This window comes from Pantoea sp. X-Soil-OKNW-556 (genome assembly GCF_059730695.1).
Genome location: NZ_AP035991.1, coordinates 66,477 through 82,908 on the forward strand (window position 1 = coordinate 66,477; position 16,432 = coordinate 82,908).

Genomic DNA, 16,432 nt, shown 5'->3' on the forward strand with positions numbered 1-16,432 from the left:
TGCGAACCAACCCGAGCCAGCAAGATGAAAAACGAACCGCTTTGCCACGCCCCTTGTCCCATTGCCCGCAGCCTCGGACGCATTGGCGATAGCTGGAGCATGATTATTCTGCGTGATGCGCTAGCAGGTTTTACCCGCTTTGATGAATTTCAAAAGAATGCCGACATCGCCCCGAACATCCTTTCCCGACGCCTGAAGGAGCTGGTGGAGGATGGACTGCTGGAGAAGGTGTGCTACAGCAGCACCCCGCCGCGCTACGAATATCACCTCACCGAGATCGGACGTGATTTTCGTCCTGTCATTCTGGCGTTGGTGGAGTGGGGTAGCCGCCACTTCTCGCCGGAAGGTCGTCAGGTGCAATTGGTGGAAACCGCCACCCAACGTCCGGTGCAGGCGATTATGGTGGATAGCGAAACGCGTGAGCCGCTGACCGCGGATAAGTATTCGATCGTGCCCGGTCCGGTAGCCGCGCCAGTGATTCGCTATCGTCACGAATACATCCAGAAAAAACGTGCGGGTGAGCCAGCGCTGAAATTTGTCCCACCGGCGAAACAGGTGGATAAGCCATGAACAGGCGCAAAGTGATCCCGTTAGTGGCGGTTGCCGCCGTGGTACTGGCTGCGGGTTATGGCCTGTGGTGGTGGCAGTCCGGCCGTTTTGTTGAATCGACCGATGATGCGTATGTCGGCGGCGATATCAGCACCATCTCCGCCAAAGTGGCGGGCTACGTGCAGGAAATCGCCGTGCAGGACAACATGCGGGTGAAAAAAGGTGATCTGTTGGTGCGGCTTGATGCGCGTGATTATCAGGCAGCACTGATGAAAGCCAGTGGAGAAGTCGACGCTCAGCAGGCTGCGCTGGCGGATATCGCCGCCACGCGTGAGTTACAACTCGCCACCATCGCCGGTTCAGTAGCGGCAGTGAATGCCGCACAGGCGATGACGGAAAAAACCGCAGGCGACAACCGACGTTATGGGGCGTTGGTGCAGACGGTCTCTGCGCAAACCCGCGACTACGCGCAGGCGGATTACCGTCAGGCGGTGGCGCAGGAGAGCAAAGCTCGCGCCGATAAAAGCGTTGCGGAGCGCCAGTTACAGGTGTTGGATGCGCGTGAGAAACAGACGCAAGCGGCGCTGGTACAGGCGCAGGCGGGTCTGGAAATGGCAAAACTCAATCTTGGCTATACCGAAATTCGTGCCCCTTTTGATGGGGTGATCGGTAATCGCCGCGCCTGGTCCGGAGCTTACGTCAGCAGCGGTACGCAATTGCTCTCGCTGGTGCCTGCACAGGGGTTGTGGGTAGATGCCAATTTTAAAGAGAACCAACTGGCGCATTTACAGGCCGGACAACAGGCGCAGATCGTCGCTGATGTGTTGCCGGGCCGTACCTTTACCGGCCATGTTGTCAGTCTGTCGCCTGCCACCGGTTCACGCTTTAGCATCCTGCCAGCGGAGAATGCCACCGGTAACTTCACCAAAATCGTGCAACGTGTCCCGGTACGTATTGCGCTGGATGGCGAAGCGGCAAAGCTGGGGCTGTTGCGTCCGGGGCTGTCGGTTACGGTAACGGTTGATGAGAAACCTGCGCCATGAGCAGCCAGACGGCCTTGCCTGCTGCACCGGCATTAGAGATGCCGGTCAGCAAAAAAGTCATTGCCTTTGCCACTATGTGTCTCGGCATGTTTATTGCGCTGCTGGATATCCAGATTGTTTCGGCCTCATTGCGTGACATCGGTGGTGGTCTGTCGGCGGGGGATGACGAAACCGTCTGGGTGCAGACCAGCTATCTGATTGCCGAAATCATCATTATCCCGCTTTCCGGTTGGCTGGCGCGGGTCATGTCAACGCGTTGGTTGTTCGCCGCCTCGGCGGCCGGTTTCACCCTGATGAGCGTGTTGTGTGGTTGGGCGTGGAATATCCAGAGCATGATTGCGTTTCGCGCCTTGCAGGGACTGGCTGGGGGTTCGATGATCCCGCTGGTGTTTACCACCGCCTTTGCCTTTTTCCAGGGTAAGCAACGGGTGATTGCCGCCGCCACGATTGGTGGGCTGGCATCGCTGGCCCCGACACTTGGCCCCACTGTCGGCGGGTGGATCACAGAGAATTTCAACTGGCACTGGTTGTTCTTCATCAATATCGTGCCGGGCATATACATCACGCTGGCGGTGCCTGCGCTGGTAAAAATCGATACGCCGGATACCTCGTTGTTACGCGGCGCTGATTATCTCAGTATCGGCTTGCTGGCCGTATCGCTGGGCTGTCTTGAATATACGCTGGAAGAGGGGCCGCGCTGGGGATGGTTTGACGACAGCACCCTGACCATCACCGGTTGGCTGGCGCTGGTATGTGGCGTGATGTTTATCATCCGTACGCTGCGCCACGCGCAACCGGTGATGGATTTACGCGCGCTAAAAGATCGTACCTTTACCCTCGGTTGCTATTTTTCGTTTATGGCGGGGGTTGGCATTTTTGCCACCATCTATCTCACGCCTCTTTTTCTCGGCACGGTGCGGGGTTACAGCGCGCTGGAAATTGGTCTGGCGATCTTCTCTACCGGCCTGTTCCAGGTGCTGTCGATTCCACTGTACTCGTGGCTGGCTAATCGGGTGGATCTGCGCTGGCTGCTGGCGGCCGGGCTGATTGCTTTTGGCGTATCGATGTACAGTTTTGTGCCGATTACTCACGACTGGGGTGCAGATCAGCTGCTGCTGCCACAGGCGTTTCGTGGTATGGCGCAGCAATTTGCCGTCGCACCGACAGTGACACTGACGCTGGGTAGCCTGCCACCGCCGCGCCTCAAACTGGCATCCGGGCTGTTTAACCTGATGCGTAATCTGGGTGGGGCCATCGGCATCGCCCTGTGCGGCACTATACTTAATGATCGCACCAACCTGCATTACAGCCGTCTCGCAGACCATCTCAACAGTGCCAGCCTGACGCTGGGCGAATTTATGCACACATCCACCGCTGCGCTGACCCAGCAGGGTTTCAGCCCCGATGCTGCACAGACTGCCGCGCTGAAAAACCTTGCGGCACTGACGCTGCGTGAAGCCAAAACTCAGGCTTTTGCCGACGCGTTCTGGCTGATCATGATCGGATTCTTTATCGCCGCATTGCTGGTGCCGTTTATGAAAGTGCCAAAAACCTAATCATCACAACTGGAGATCATATGGATATCTCATTAAAACGCATCGTCGTTACCGGCATGGGGATCGTCAGCCCACTGGGGTGCGGCGTGGAACATGTCTGGCGCGCCCTTGTGCAGGGGCAATCCGGGATCAGCCCGTTGCCCGAAGCCATCGTGCAGGATATCCCCTGCAAAATCGCCGGTCAGGTGCCCTCGGTAGAACAGGACCCGCAACATGGCTTTGATCCGCTGGCGGTTATCCCGGCCAAGGAGCGCAAAAAAATGGACCGCTTTATTGAGTTTGCGCTGGTAGCTGCTCATGAGGCGCTCACCCAGGCTAACTGGTTTCCTCAGTTGGAAGCGTTGCGCGAGCGAACCGCGACCATCATTGCCACCGGCATCGGCGGCTTTAATGAAATCGCGGCGGCGGTAGAAACCACTCATAACCGTGGTCCACGTCGCCTGTCACCTTTTACCGTACCTTCCTTTCTTGCCAATCTGGCGGCGGGTCACGTCTCGATTGCGCACGGCTTTCGTGGGCCGATTGGTGCGCCGGTGACAGCCTGTGCTGCCGGTGCGCAGGCGATTGGCGATGCGGTACGCCTGATCCGAAGTGGAGAGGCGGATATCGCCTTGTGCGGCGGTAGCGAAGCGGCGATTCATCGTGTCAGCCTCGGCGGATTTGCCGCGGCGAAAGCGCTGTCCAGCGGATTTAACCACCAGCCTGCCAGCGCTTCGCGACCTTTCGATCAACAGCGCGACGGTTTTGTCATGGGCGAGGGAGCGGGGTTGCTGGTGATTGAATCGCTGGATCATGCCCAGGCGCGCGGCGCGACCCCGTTGGCGGAAGTGGTGGGATACGGCACCAGCGCCGATGCTTACCATCTCACCGCCGGGCCGGAAGATGGCAGCGGTGCGCGTCGGGCCATGCAAACCGCCATACGCCAGGCCGGGATTACTCCGTCGCAAATTCAACATATCAATGCACACGCCACCTCAACCCTGGTGGGCGATAAAGGGGAGCTGGCGGCGATCCGCGCGCTGTTTGCCGACAGCCCGGTGGCGATCACCTCAACCAAATCGGCCACCGGCCATTTGTTAGGTGCGGCGGGGGGTGTTGAAGCCATCTTCAGCATTCTGGCATTGCGTGACCAGTTGGCACCACCGACGCTGAACCTGCACCAACCCGATGTGGCGGCGGAGGGATTGGATTTGGTGGCGTTAACCGCGCGCCCGATGCCGATGGAATATGTGTTGTCGAATGGTTTTGGTTTTGGCGGCGTCAATGCTAGCCTGATTTTCCGCCGCTGGCAGGCGTAGCGGCGTCAGCAAAATAACAACAACATCATGCAGGAGTTTGGACATGCTGGGGATTATTCGTGTTTTGACCCACCCGGATCAGCACTTTGTTGAAGAACACGGGCGGTTAATTCACCAGGAGTATGGCATTGCATCGGTGAGCCGGGCGATTCCCGATCAACCTAAAGGTATTTTTGACGATGCCAGCGAGGCGCTGGCAGTGCCCAAAATTGTGACGTTGGGCCAGCAACTGGAAGCGGAGGGCTGCAATGCGCTGTTTCTCAGCTGTGCCGCCGACCCGGGGCTGGCTGAGTTACGTGCGGCCGTGACGGTACCGGTAATTAGCGCGGGCAGTGCAGCGGCCAGTATCGCCCGCATGTTAAAAAGACCGGTGGCAGTGATGGGGATAGGTGCCACCGCACCGGCACCGTTCCGCCAGTTGCTGGGTGAGTCAGTGCGTTATGCGCGGCCAGAAGGGATTCGCAACACCACCGATCTGCTGACGACGGAAGGCCGCGCCAGTGCTTTGGCCTGTGCCGAGGGTTTGTATCGCGAAGGGATTGAGGTGATTGCCTTCTCCTGCACCGGCTTCTCGACCATCGCGTTGGGCGATAGTATCCGCGCGCAATTGGGCGGTATCGCCGTTGATGCGGTCAGCGCGGCGGGGCTGTTTATCAGTCAGTTGGCCCCGCAGTAATACCCCTTGCGCGATAAACGCGTCACGGATTGCGCGATAAATCGCGCCGCTACGGATCCCATTCAATCGTTGCGGCGCGCTTTTTTTATGCTTCCGACAATAAACAATTCCCTAATCCCTCCGATAACCCTCTCAGTAACCCTTACAAAAATGATAAACGCAGGAGTGGGAAACATGGGATTGGTATCGCGATTGCGAAACGTGCGCATAACCCGAAAACTGTCGGCAGGATTCGGTATTGTGCTGTTGCTGGTGGCGCTTGCTACCGGGCTGAGCGTACAGCGTTTCAACGAAATTCATAATATCTATCAAAAAACGAATCTGATTTATGACATCAATATTGAAGTGTTCCAGGCAAAAATTAACCGCCTGAAGTACCTTTATGGCGATGATCAGTCTGGCGCGGTGATGGCGAAATATGTCACCCATGCGCAGCAACTGACCGGGGAGGCCAAAAAACTCAACTGGTCAGACGATGCCGCACCGATTATCGACGAGATCGGCAGCCATCTCACCGATTTCCAGCAACGTATCGGCGCGATGACGCAGGCCACCCAGCAACTGAATAGCCTGCGAGCTCAACTCGATAATATCAGCCAGCAGGACACCACCTCCCGTTATACCCAACTGATCCGTACCCCGGTAGCCACGCCGGAATTGACCAACCAGATTTACGACCAACTGTTTGCCATCAGCAATGTGCGGGAAGAGGCGCTGGCGCTGCGCTTCAACGTCAGCGAACCGTTGCGTAACGCGCTGGAAGCCCACTTCCGTAGCGCCGATCAGGGGATGAAAGCGTTACTGGCGCAACTTCCGCCAGAACAGCAGGGGGGCTTTACCGCGCTATGGCAGGATACCGAACGCTTTAAAGACCTGAGCCTGCAAGCGGCTCAGGCTTATGCGCAACTGCGCAGCGCGGAAGACGGCGTAAAAGTGGCGGGTGATAAAAGCAGCGCGGCCATCAAGAAAGTCATCACCATTGTTAAAACACGCAACGATGAACTGGCTAACGGTTCTTCCACCCTGTCGCTGTTGATTGGCGGGCTGGCGATCCTGTTGGGCGTGCTGGTGGCCTGGTACATCATCCGTCAAATTACCCAGCCGGTATTCCATAACCTCGAACTGGCGGAGCGCATTGCCAGTGGTGATCTCAGTTCGCAGTTTGCCACCGATCGTCGTGATGAGTTAGGCAAGCTGACCTCAGCGATGGGCAGAATGAATGAACGGCTGCGCAGCATGATTGGCGACGTGTTAAGTAGCGTCAACAGCGTGTCGCAGGCAGCCAGCGCGATCAATCAGGGTAACCTCGACCTGTCCTCACGCACGGAACAGCAGGCGGCGGCGGTGGTTGAGACTGCCGCCAGCATGGAGCAGTTGACCGCTACGGTGAAAAATAATGCCGAGAATGCGCGTCAGGCCAGCCAAATCGCCGCAGAAGCCACACGCAATGCTAATCAGGGCGGTGTCGCGGTACGCGATGTGGTCAGCACTATGGGTGAAATTTCTGATAGCTCGAAGAAAATTGCTGATATTACCGCGGTGATCAACAGCATCGCTTTCCAGACCAATATCCTTGCCCTGAACGCCGCCGTGGAAGCTGCGCGTGCGGGTGAGCAGGGACGTGGTTTCGCCGTGGTGGCAAGTGAAGTGCGTAACCTGTCACAGCGCAGTTCGCAGGCAGCAAAAGATATTGAACAGCTGATCAGCGAATCGGTCAGCCGTATCAGCAACGGTCATCAGCAGGTGGCGCGTGCCGGTGAAACTATGGATCAAATTCTCGGCAGCATTGCGCGCGTGAATGAGATCATGGAAGAAATTTCGGCGGCGTCGGATGAACAGAGCCGTGGTATTGAACAAATTGCCCGTGCCGTGGGTGAACTGGACACCACCACTCAGCAGAACGCCTCGCTGGTCAGCGCCTCGTCTGTCTCCGCAAATTCACTGGAAGAACAGGCACTGATGCTGGAACGTCTGGTGGCACAATTCCGTCTGCAAGGTAAAGCAAGCTAACAAGCACCGGAGCACCATTCAGGAACAGCGCGATTTATCGCGCTGTTTTTTTTGGGAAAACCGCACGATAAATCGCGTTGCGACCAATGGGGCCAGTGCTTATTTTCCCCATAATGGAAAAAAATTGTGCTGTCGTGTCTATTCAAGGGAAAAAATCTGAAAAAGTACACGCGGTTTAATGCTTTTCCGATAAACTGCATGTCTTGTCGGTCTGATATTGCCCGTGAATGAATTACTACTCACCTGATGATAATCACCTGAAGCGTCGTTCGGTGCGCTTCGTTCGCCGCATGTTTTTAATGCGCCAGCTCGGCACGATCTTGTGTTTCTTCCCTATTCTTTCCGTGTTGATGGAAATGAACCGTAGCCTTGAGCTGTGCGGTCTGCTGTTTACCAACGCATTTATCTGGCCGTGGATCGCGTATCGTCTGGCGTTGCACGCTGTAGATTCCACCGCCACCGAGCGGCGTAATTTGACACTGGACGCGGCCTTTGGCGGGGCCTGGGTCGCGCTGATGGGGCTCAGCCCCATGCCCTCGTTTATTATTATGGCGGTGCTGGCCTCGGATCGTTATGCGGCGGGAGGCAGTGCGCAACTGATTGCCGCGCTTCAGGCCTTCTTTTGTACCTTTATGATGGTCTGGCTGGTGGATGGCACTGGCTTCCGGCCCACCTTCAGCACGCAAACTGTCTGGCTGACGCTGCCGCTGGCAACGATTTATATGCTGGCGCTCAGCGTTGCGTCGTACAACCTCACCTGGCAGTTGCGCAAACGCAATCGCGAACTGGAACGTATCGCGCTGATGGATCCTGGGCTGGAAATCCCCAACCGGCGTCTGTTTGAACGGCGGCTGGAGAGTGAATTTCTCAGCACCCGTCGTGGTGACAGCAGCGCATATCTGCTGCTGATTGATGTCGATAATTTCAAAGCGGTTAACGACACCTGGGGCCATGAAGCGGGCGATTTTTTGCTGGCGGAGATCTCCGCGTTATTGCGCAACTATGTCGGCATCCAGGATATCCCCGCCCGCTTTGGCGGCGATGAGTTGGGGGTGATTGTGCATCATTCCTGTGATGAATCCGTGGTGCTGCTGGCGGAACGGTTGAAAGAGAAAATTGCGCAACTGCGTTTGCCGGCCTCGCCGGATTTCAGTTGTTCAGTGAGTATTGGCATCGCAGCAGCAGCCGGTGCGGAGTCACTTGGCTACTGGCTGCGTCATGCTGATGAAGCTCTGTATGAAGTGAAACGCGCCGGACGTAACGGGGTGCGGTTGTGGCAACCCGTACTGGCCGGCGCGGCCTGACGTTTATGCGAAGCGGGGTTCGCAGCTTACCGGAAAGTTAAGTGAGTTAGCGATATAACAGGCCTCATGCGCCTGATGATGCAGTTCTCTTGCGCGCTCGGCATCTGCCGGGTTGCGCAAGGTGATGCGCGGTTTCAGGGTGATTTGCGTAAACCGACCGCGCACACCTTCCACCATAGTGCCTTCAGCGGCATCTTCGTAACTTTCCACGTTAATCCCGGCATCGGCGCACAGATGCAAATACCACAACTTATGACACGCAGACGCGGCGGCGAGCAACAGCTCTTCCGGGTTCCAGCGGCTGGCATCGCCACGAAACGCGGGATCGGCGCTGAGGGGCAAGGTGGGTTTGCCGTTTGCCAGCAATTCGCCATTGCGATCATAAGCGGTATAGCTGGCGGTGCCGTCACCGCGATTGCCGGTCCAGCGAACCGTCACCTGATAATGATGTTCCCGTGCTGCCATCGTGCTGCTCCTTTTATGAGGCGGGGCGATTTATCGCGCATTGTATAGATCTTCTGCAATCACCAGGGCGCAGACACCTGGGGCTTGCAACATAAAGTAGCATCAAAGATGCAATAAATCATGATTTATTATTAAGTTAGGGTATTCAGCGGATATTCCAGAATGCCGGAATAAATATATATAGCGCAGATTTAATTTGTACAAGAAATATAACCCTGTACAAATTAAATCGACTGATTGTATAAGATGGTAGGGAAATAGCCTGGTGTTTGCGGGTAATAAAAACACCTCCCGACGTCGAACAGGCGATGGTCAGGATATGCGTTTCCACAAAAATAGATTGAATATGGAATATCTGAGCGTTTGCTTTACTTGCGGCGACTGATTTTTCCTCCTTTTCGACCGGCTTCGATGGCACGCTCCGGGTCATTGCGGAAATTCCCACCACTCATCTGACCACCTTTGCGACCCGCTTCAGCCGCGCGTTGCTTATCTTCTGCAAAGTTACCTGAACCACCACGACGTTGCGTCATTGTTTATTCCTCTTCGATGTATTTGCCGATTAACAGAGCGCGCTTCTTCTCACATCAGGAAGCAAGAATAACTGTAGCGGTAATTTTAATTAAGGCAAACTAAGAATAATCCTAAGTTGGCATTTTTGCCGTTTTGTTCATGTAAGAAATAAATAATTAATATGATGTCTCGGGCTTATTTATATTCGTTAGGTTGCTATCTATTTTCATTGTGGAGAATAGGGCATGTGCTGTTATATCCCATCCAGGAGTCGGTTATTTCATCAGTATTAACCCATCGATTCCGGTTGTTGGCAGGGCGGGAAGATGATCACGCAACCAGCTCAGTAGCGTGTCGCGTGCGGCGCTAAACGGGGCGTTGGCCGGCCAGACAAAATAATAACCGTCGCCGGTTGCCACCGCCTGGGGAAAAGGAAGCGTCAGCAGTCCGTCGCGCAGCGCATTCAGACTCAGCAACAGATCTCCAACCGAGATACCGTGACCACTGATTGCGGCCATATTGCCTTGCTCCAGCGTGTCGAAGACTTTGCCCTGCCAAAGGTTCGCGCCCGGCGTCAGTCCGACTCCCCTTAACCAGCGCTGCCAGTCCCGCCGGTCAGCGGTGGGGTGAATCAGTTCGCAGCTTGCGAGATCCTGCTGTGCCTGCGGTTTCAGAGCGGGGGAACAGACAGGAATCAGCCACTCTTTAAATAACAGGTGACTCTCGGTGCCGGGGCCAAAATCGCCGTTACCCAATAAAATCGCGCAATCAAAAGGTTCACGACTGAAATCGACACTGTCTGTTGCCATCCAGACGCTGGAGATTGCCACTTCAGGTGTTGAGTTTTTCTCACGAAATGCCTGTAACACATCCAGCAACCAGCGCATGGTCAAGGTCGAGGGGGCCTTCAGGCGCAGGTTTTTACTTTGTTGGCTAAAGGCGGCACAGGCGCGTTCGAGGCTGTCGAATCCTGATTGTAGTTGTGTCGCCAGCACGCGGCCTGCGGCGCTGACCTCCACTTTAGGTCCCCGACGAATAAACAGTTCGCAGCCAAACAACGTTTCCAGCGTGCGGATATGTCGACTGATAGCACCCGGTGTGACGTGCAGCACCGTCGCCGCCTGACTAAAGGAACCGTATTGGGCGGCGCAGGCAAAAGCCCGTAGCGCATAAAGAGGAGGAAGTGACATGGGTTTTGCCATATTGAGTAAAACTCACATTCAACGGCAGTTTAATGCGTTTTTCAACTGCGTTGTGGCTGGCGATACTGACGGTCTGATTTCTCTGTTAATAACCACCATGAATCTGCCATTACTGTGTACTTATCTGTTTTCCATCTTCGTCTTATTAGCCACGCCGGGTCCGGTGGTGGCGCTGGTGACCGGCACCGCCGCCCGTCACGGTAGCCGACGCGCGTTTAACACGGTGCTAGGCACCCACGGTGCGTCGCTGGTGTTGATTGCACTGGCAGTCTTGATGCTGGTTGGGTTGGTCACCATCAGTCAGCTGAGCTTGCGCATTGCCGCGTTGGTCGGGTGTCTTTATATCGGCTACGGTGCCTGGCGAGGCTTGAGGACGGTACCGGCACAGCATGTCGCGCCAATGCAGCAGGGCGGGATAGTGCAGGGTTTTCTGGTGGGCGTTTCGAATCCGAAAGATATCCTGTTTTTTGCTGCCTTGTTTCCCCAGTTCATTGCCGTTACGCCACACCTCAGCACCAGCCTGCTGCTGCTCTCGCTGCTGTGGATAGCCTTCGATTTCTGCGTCATGGCCTGTTATATCCTCGCGGTGCGGCGCTGGGTCAATGGCGTTCAGCAGCATCAATTGGCAATGGTTTCCCAATACCTGCTGCTGCTGATGGCGCTGGTGGGGGCGGGGTATAACCTGCGCGAACTGTTTTAAAGTTCGATCACCAGATTGCGCGACAAACTGCGTGAGCAGCACAATGCGATATATTGTTCCGGCGCAGATTTTTCTGCCGCGGATTGCACGGTATCGCGATGATCGATCTCGCCTTCAGTGACACGGGTCAGACAGGCTCCGCACATGCCCATCTCGCAGGAAAGCGGCACATCGACGCCGTTTTCCAGTAGCACCGTGGCGATGGTCTGTCCGGGTGCGACCGGCCATTGCTGCCCGGTAGAGGCGAGGGTGACGGTGAAACCTGCTTCATCCTGTGCAGCGACAGCCGTCAGCGGCTTAAAGGCTTCAGTGTGAATATGCTGCTCTTGCCAACCGTGACGGATTGCGGTGGCGCGGATATGGCTCATAAAACCCGCCGGGCCGCACAGATAAAGATGGGTATCTTCTGCCGGATCCAGCAACTCTGCCGGCGCATGACTGCGTGGGCTGCGGCCTTCGCTGCTGTGCCAGATTTCACAAAAACCATGTTGGAAGGGTTTGGATAGCTCGGGCAGAAACGCCTCGTCGCCACGTTGTTTCACATAATAGTGCAGCACGAAGGGCACGCCCGCCGCTTCCAGCGCTTCTGCCATCGCATACAACGGCGTAATGCCAATACCGGCTGCCATCAGGATCACTTTTCCGGCGGGTTGCATGGGAAACAGATTGCGCGGCGGCGAGATGCGGAGGACCTGACCGGGGCGCAGCATCTCATGGACATAACGCGATCCACCGCGTGACTGCTGATCGCGCGCAATACAAATCTGATAATGACGGGTGTTGTCACTCTGTCCGGTAAGGGAATATTGGCGCACCAATCCCTCGCGCAGATGAACATCGATATGCGCGCCGGGTTGCCAGCACGGTAACGGCAGACCATTTTCCGCGACCAGGTTAACGGCGAGGTTGTGCCGGCCCTGGCGGAACATCCCGTCCACCACCACCTGTAATGTTGTGCTCATCGTTGCCTCCGTTACACCAGGAAAAATTCACCGAAGCCCATACGTTTCAGGCCACGACGATAGGCGATGGAACTGCGGTCAGCCGGGATATGGGCTTCGAGCGCCAGGTCGAGTGGCAGGCGCTCCGGCATCTGGGTTTCCACCATCAACCGGTCTTCCTCAAACACTCGCTGGTTAAAGGCATGCACATCTTCTACCGGGATATGCAGATCAAAGTTGCGGGCGATGGGAGCAAACATCCGGGTTTTACGTGCCGAAACCGGTGATGCCGCGTTCATGATCACCAGTCGGGCCTCGCCAGGGAAATGAATGGTCAGCGTGGCGGTAAAAGGCAGGTGCATCTCAAAATGGCGCAGCCATTCAAACCCTTCCGGTGCCTGCTGGCCGCTGTCGGCGGCGAAATTACTGACCGAGCTCCAGTAATCCACCGCGAAACCGTAAGCGGTTTCAACCGGATTGTAGGGCGGTACGACCTGATTAGTGGCATCGGCGAAAGTCTCGGTGTGGACCCACGCGAAATGGGCGACGTCGAGAAAACCTTCCACCTGGCGGCCGGCGAAACCGTTCACATCAAAGCCTGGACAGTTGATTTGCTGGAATCCGGCATCGTCCCAGTGCGGCATTACCGGCAAAGGTGATGGGTTGTCAGCATCCGGTGCCATGCATACCCAAATCAGACCGTAACGCTCCTCCACCTGATAGTTGATCAGATTCAGTTTGGCGGGGATGGGCTGGCCAGGACTGGAGGGGATACGGTTGCATTTGCCACCTTCACCAAACCGCAGGCCGTGATAGGGACAAACCACCCCCTCTTCGTCATGAAAACCGAGGGTTAAGGGGACGCCACGGTGTGGACATACATCGCGCGCCACCACGGCCTGGCCTTTGATGCGATAGACCACCAATTGCTCATCCAACAGCACCGCTTTGGTGGGGGCACCGGTAACGTCGCAGGAGCGGGCAACCGGGTGCCACTGGCGAGCCAGGCGCAACCAGTCATCGGGTTCAAATGTACAGTGGGCGGGTGGGGTGAGGGTATTCATAGCGATGTCCTGTCAGTAGCTCACAATAAACTCTTCATTTTTGTCTGGTCATTGTGAATAATCAGGCCTGTACAAATCCATCAGCATTAATTCAATTATGTGTTGCAAAAAACTGTACAGGTGAGCCATGAGTCCATTTTCCCGATTTGCCGTTTATTTTGCTGAGGTGGCGCGTAGCGGCAGTTTGCGTAAGGCGGCGGAGAAGCTGCACGTCTCGGCATCCGCCATTAACCGGCAAATTTTGCAGGCCGAGGAGAGTTTCGGTACGGCATTGTTTGAACGCTTGCCCGACGGCTTGCGCATGACGACAGCTGGAGAACTGTTGTATGACGATGTGATGCGCTGGCAACGTGAGTTTCGCGTCACCCGCCAGCGTTTCGATGATATCCAGGGCCTGAAACGCGGCAATGTCAGTGCCGGGCTGGTGCAGTCATTGACCAAAGGCAAGGTGGCCGATGCGCTGGCGGATATTGCCCGCCAGCATCAATGGCTGCGGCTGGAGCTGACGGTCGACAACAGCCATGCCATCAGCCAGCGGATCCGCCAGTCGGAAATTGATTTTGGTTTGATTCTCGACCCGGCCGGGCAGAGCGGTCTGGATGTGCTGGCCTTTGCCGAGCTGGAGATGGGGGTGGTCCTGCCGCCACAACACGCGCTGAGTGGCCGCAACGCGTTATCCCTGAGCGAGTTAAGTGGCGAACGACATATCATTCCCGGCGAGTCGCTGGTGGTGCACGAACGTGTCGCGGCGCTGTATCGCAAACAGGGTATGGCACCGGATAATATCATCGCCTGCAATGATATCCGTCTGATCCGCAGTCTGGTGGCGCAGGGCACTGGCATCTGTGTCCTCAGCCTGCTGGATGTGATGAGTGAGGTGGAGGAGCAACAACTGTGTTTCGTGCCGCTGAAAAATAGCGTGCTACGCCCGTTGACGCTGGCGCTGTGTACCGCCCCCTCTCGTCAGCTGTCGCGTGCGGCACAACAGGTGATTCAACGCATCACTGCGGTGATTGAGGAGATGACGCCGCAACAACATCACTAACTACTATTTGCCGGACGGCGGTGCGCTTAACGTGAAGCGATGACTCCAGTGAGGAATTATTGCGATGAAAGAAGCTTCAGCGTTAAACAATAGCTGTGAGCGTTACCGCTACGTCTGTGCAGGTCAACGTGTCACAAAGTCAACCTGTCAGCCAATAAAACAGGGTATGCACCAGCAACAAGTACGTTACCTTACGGGGCTGGAATTACGTACGACCAATATGACTTCTCAGATGAACGAAGATCTGCGTGTCATTACGCTCAAAGGTGTGCGTATTTTGCACTGGCAGCGGGGCAAGCCTGAAGGTGTCGATATTTATCAACCACGCTTTTCTCTTGCCGATCGTAGTGAAAACATCCGGTTTGAGCTGGATGGAGAGGGGAATATAATCAGTCGGGAACACTATTATCCATTTGGTGGGACATCTCTTTTGGCAACAGCAAGGCAAATAACGTCCCATTACAAAACCCTGCGCTATGCTGCTAAAGAACGCGATATTACCGGATTACTTTACTACCGCTACCGTTATTACGCTCCGTGGATGATGCGCTGGATTAACACAGACCCGGCTGGAGGGGTGGACGGAATTAATCTTTTCAGAATGGTGAAGAATAACCCGGTTACCTTCACTGATGAGGATGGGCGAATTACCGTTAATAAAGAGGAGGTGATGGGTGCGGGCATTGCGATTTATGCATTAGCGGGTGCAGCATGGGTGTCAGGTTCCGAACTCGAAAATTTTGAATTCTGTTCTGCGATTCTGGGCAGTGTGGTAGTCGGGCTTTCCTTCGTGCTGGATAGTGTATTCAAATACTCGCAACAGCAGGACGAGAAGAAGAAAAAAACAGAAGAATTGAATAATGAAATTAACGCATTGGGAAAATTAGCGGAAGGTTATCTCGGCGAATTTCATCCTATTGAAGATGAAAACTACAGGCTTCGGGATATTACCGTTGTGGGTATAGGAGATGATCAGCGCCCCGCGGTTACTTATACCCTCAGGGAGGAAAAGAGAAAATTGTATTTCTCCTCTCATGGACTATCAGGAACAGGTGAGCCTCAGATCAATGGCATGGGATATCGACCTGATGAGTTCTATGAATATCTAAAAAGATTTCATCGGAATTTTGACTCGGACTACGATACGCTCGAAGTAACGTGTTGCAGTACGCCAGACGGTGCGAAAAAGTTTGGAGAGGAACTGCGGAACATAACAAAGAAAAATATTTTAATTTATTCAGATACGTATGTTTTCGCAACCAAATACAAACATTCGATAATTGAAAAGGCAGCTGCCAGGTTATCTACAGGGGAATCCCCTTTCATGGTGACAAAATACTTAAGGGGTGAGGAAACGAAAGGGAATGTTATTTACCGGAAAATGATCAGTGATAGAAGTAAATTCCTCCGGTTTGAATAAGATACCGAAGAACATCATCAACATTAATTGTTGATATGTTTAATCAGACAGACAGGTGACTTAAGATAAGTCTGGGTGATAATTTATCACCCAGATTATACATATTAAGTCTCTTTCGCTTGCTTCGGAAATTTCTTCCGCAGCTTTTGCAGTTTGGCCGGGATATTCATCATACAAAAGGCGTTTTCCTGGCCCTCTTTCTCCCAGAAATTCTGATGGTAATCTTCTGCCGGATACCATTCGCTTAGCGGTTCCAGCTGCGTCACCAGCGGCAGGCCTAATTCCTCTGCCGCACGCGTGATGCCCTGCTCAGCGGCGAGGCGTTGTGCTGCCGAGGTCGGAAACAGCGCGGAACGGTAACGGGAACGTTCGACGCCATCTTTGATATTGGGCTGAGTGGCATCGTGAGTGGCGAAGTGAATATCCAGCAGGTCGTCGTAGCTGACGGTATCAGCATCGAAAACGATGCGGACCGCTTCGGCATGACCGGTGGTATCGCTGTACACCTGGTCATAAGTGGGCGCGACGACATGGCCGCCGATATAGCCACTTTCTACCGAAATCACGCCATCAATGGATTGGAAAATCGCTTCGGTACACCAGAAGCAGCCACCGGCAAAAATTGCGCTTTCTTGTTTCACACTTA

16 protein-coding genes are annotated in these 16,432 nt (G+C 54.9%); 10 read left to right on the forward strand and 6 right to left on the reverse strand.

The features are described 5' to 3' along the window. The first annotated feature begins 24 nt into the window (after positions 1-24). The 7 genes from AC6I8T_RS20990 to AC6I8T_RS21020 all read left to right on the forward strand — a co-directional run bounded on the left by AC6I8T_RS20990 (position 25) and on the right by AC6I8T_RS21020 (position 8,436). Positions 25-570 carry a winged helix-turn-helix transcriptional regulator gene (locus AC6I8T_RS20990; RefSeq protein WP_208725955.1) on the forward strand — a complete coding sequence of 182 codons (546 nt, stop codon included), beginning with the start codon at positions 25-27 and terminating at the stop codon, positions 568-570. After that, complete coding sequence (locus tag AC6I8T_RS20995) at positions 567-1,592, forward strand: HlyD family secretion protein (RefSeq protein WP_208725954.1); 1,026 nt, start codon at positions 567-569, stop codon at positions 1,590-1,592. Before AC6I8T_RS20990 ends, AC6I8T_RS20995 begins: the two co-directional genes overlap by 4 nt. Next, on the forward strand, positions 1,589-3,148 hold the full coding sequence (locus AC6I8T_RS21000; RefSeq protein WP_497834338.1) for a DHA2 family efflux MFS transporter permease subunit: 1,560 nt from the start codon (positions 1,589-1,591) through the stop codon (positions 3,146-3,148). The genes AC6I8T_RS20995 and AC6I8T_RS21000 overlap by 4 nt, the downstream gene beginning before the upstream one ends. Before the next feature lie 20 nt (positions 3,149-3,168). Further along, positions 3,169-4,446 (forward strand): beta-ketoacyl-ACP synthase II, encoded by a 1,278-nt coding sequence (fabF, locus tag AC6I8T_RS21005; RefSeq protein ID WP_497834339.1) that lies wholly within the window; start codon positions 3,169-3,171, stop codon positions 4,444-4,446. A 43-nt stretch (positions 4,447-4,489) separates the two neighbouring features. After that, positions 4,490-5,122, forward strand: coding sequence for an aspartate/glutamate racemase family protein (locus AC6I8T_RS21010; protein ID WP_208725951.1), 633 nt, complete (start codon positions 4,490-4,492; stop codon positions 5,120-5,122). Positions 5,123-5,296: 174 nt separating this feature from the next. Beyond that, on the forward strand, positions 5,297-7,132 hold the full coding sequence (locus AC6I8T_RS21015) for a methyl-accepting chemotaxis protein (protein WP_208725950.1): 1,836 nt from the start codon (positions 5,297-5,299) through the stop codon (positions 7,130-7,132). Between the two features lie 227 nt (positions 7,133-7,359). Further along, positions 7,360-8,436 (forward strand): diguanylate cyclase, encoded by a 1,077-nt coding sequence (locus AC6I8T_RS21020; RefSeq protein WP_208725949.1) that lies wholly within the window; start codon positions 7,360-7,362, stop codon positions 8,434-8,436. 3 nt (positions 8,437-8,439) lie between these two features. Here the strand turns inward: AC6I8T_RS21020 and AC6I8T_RS21025 are convergent, their stop codons facing one another. From AC6I8T_RS21025 to AC6I8T_RS21035, 3 genes are all read right to left on the reverse strand, one after another. Then, a complete protein-coding gene (locus tag AC6I8T_RS21025) occupies positions 8,440-8,901 on the reverse strand; it encodes an OsmC family protein (protein WP_208725948.1) in 462 nt (153 codons plus the stop codon). Between the two features lie 368 nt (positions 8,902-9,269). Continuing rightward, a complete protein-coding gene (locus tag AC6I8T_RS21030; RefSeq protein WP_013511857.1) occupies positions 9,270-9,434 on the reverse strand; it encodes a con-10 family general stress protein in 165 nt (54 codons plus the stop codon). Between the two features lie 255 nt (positions 9,435-9,689). Beyond that, positions 9,690-10,604: a LysR substrate-binding domain-containing protein gene (locus tag AC6I8T_RS21035; RefSeq protein ID WP_208725947.1), complete on the reverse strand. Its 915-nt coding sequence runs from the start codon at positions 10,602-10,604 to the stop codon at positions 9,690-9,692. Between the two features lie 109 nt (positions 10,605-10,713). Between AC6I8T_RS21035 and AC6I8T_RS21040 the strand changes: the two genes are divergently transcribed. Beyond that, positions 10,714-11,316, forward strand: a complete 603-nt coding sequence (locus AC6I8T_RS21040) for a LysE family translocator (RefSeq protein WP_497834514.1) — start codon at positions 10,714-10,716, stop codon at positions 11,314-11,316. On the opposite strand, the gene AC6I8T_RS21045 is transcribed toward AC6I8T_RS21040, so the two are convergent. Together AC6I8T_RS21045 and hpxD are read right to left on the reverse strand one after the other, a co-directional pair. After that, positions 11,313-12,278, reverse strand: a complete 966-nt coding sequence (locus tag AC6I8T_RS21045; RefSeq protein WP_497834340.1) for a PDR/VanB family oxidoreductase — start codon at positions 12,276-12,278, stop codon at positions 11,313-11,315. The genes AC6I8T_RS21040 and AC6I8T_RS21045 overlap by 4 nt on opposite strands. Before the next feature lie 11 nt (positions 12,279-12,289). Continuing rightward, on the reverse strand, positions 12,290-13,321 hold the full coding sequence (gene hpxD / locus AC6I8T_RS21050; protein WP_208725945.1) for a Rieske 2Fe-2S domain-containing protein: 1,032 nt from the start codon (positions 13,319-13,321) through the stop codon (positions 12,290-12,292). A gap of 127 nt (positions 13,322-13,448) precedes the next feature. On the opposite strand from hpxD, the gene AC6I8T_RS21055 reads away from it, so the two are divergent. Beyond that, on the forward strand, positions 13,449-14,366 hold the full coding sequence (locus AC6I8T_RS21055) for a LysR family transcriptional regulator (RefSeq protein ID WP_497834341.1): 918 nt from the start codon (positions 13,449-13,451) through the stop codon (positions 14,364-14,366). Positions 14,367-14,430: 64 nt separating this feature from the next. Further along, positions 14,431-15,786 carry an RHS repeat domain-containing protein gene (locus AC6I8T_RS21060; RefSeq protein ID WP_497834342.1) on the forward strand — a complete coding sequence of 452 codons (1,356 nt, stop codon included), beginning with the start codon at positions 14,431-14,433 and terminating at the stop codon, positions 15,784-15,786. A gap of 104 nt (positions 15,787-15,890) precedes the next feature. Here AC6I8T_RS21060 and msrA read toward each other — a convergent pair whose 3' ends face one another. Further along, positions 15,891-16,427, reverse strand: coding sequence for a peptide-methionine (S)-S-oxide reductase MsrA (gene msrA / locus AC6I8T_RS21065; protein WP_208725942.1), 537 nt, complete (start codon positions 16,425-16,427; stop codon positions 15,891-15,893). Positions 16,428-16,432 lie beyond the last annotated feature (5 nt).

Coding starts and splice junctions, on each gene's coding strand:
- AC6I8T_RS20990 (WP_208725955.1), top strand. CDS start 25: ATGAAAAACGAACCGCTTTGCCACGCCCCTTGTCCCATTGCCCGCAGC.
- AC6I8T_RS20995 (WP_208725954.1), top strand. CDS start 567: ATGAACAGGCGCAAAGTGATCCCGTTAGTGGCGGTTGCCGCCGTGGTA.
- AC6I8T_RS21000 (WP_497834338.1), top strand. CDS start 1,589: ATGAGCAGCCAGACGGCCTTGCCTGCTGCACCGGCATTAGAGATGCCG.
- fabF (WP_497834339.1), top strand. CDS start 3,169: ATGGATATCTCATTAAAACGCATCGTCGTTACCGGCATGGGGATCGTC.
- AC6I8T_RS21010 (WP_208725951.1), top strand. CDS start 4,490: ATGCTGGGGATTATTCGTGTTTTGACCCACCCGGATCAGCACTTTGTT.
- AC6I8T_RS21015 (WP_208725950.1), top strand. CDS start 5,297: ATGGGATTGGTATCGCGATTGCGAAACGTGCGCATAACCCGAAAACTG.
- AC6I8T_RS21020 (WP_208725949.1), top strand. CDS start 7,360: ATGAATTACTACTCACCTGATGATAATCACCTGAAGCGTCGTTCGGTG.
- AC6I8T_RS21025 (WP_208725948.1), bottom strand. CDS start 8,901: ATGGCAGCACGGGAACATCATTATCAGGTGACGGTTCGCTGGACCGGC.
- AC6I8T_RS21030 (WP_013511857.1), bottom strand. CDS start 9,434: ATGACGCAACGTCGTGGTGGTTCAGGTAACTTTGCAGAAGATAAGCAA.
- AC6I8T_RS21035 (WP_208725947.1), bottom strand. CDS start 10,604: ATGTCACTTCCTCCTCTTTATGCGCTACGGGCTTTTGCCTGCGCCGCC.
- AC6I8T_RS21040 (WP_497834514.1), top strand. CDS start 10,714: ATGAATCTGCCATTACTGTGTACTTATCTGTTTTCCATCTTCGTCTTA.
- AC6I8T_RS21045 (WP_497834340.1), bottom strand. CDS start 12,278: ATGAGCACAACATTACAGGTGGTGGTGGACGGGATGTTCCGCCAGGGC.
- hpxD (WP_208725945.1), bottom strand. CDS start 13,321: ATGAATACCCTCACCCCACCCGCCCACTGTACATTTGAACCCGATGAC.
- AC6I8T_RS21055 (WP_497834341.1), top strand. CDS start 13,449: ATGAGTCCATTTTCCCGATTTGCCGTTTATTTTGCTGAGGTGGCGCGT.
- AC6I8T_RS21060 (WP_497834342.1), top strand. CDS start 14,431: ATGAAAGAAGCTTCAGCGTTAAACAATAGCTGTGAGCGTTACCGCTAC.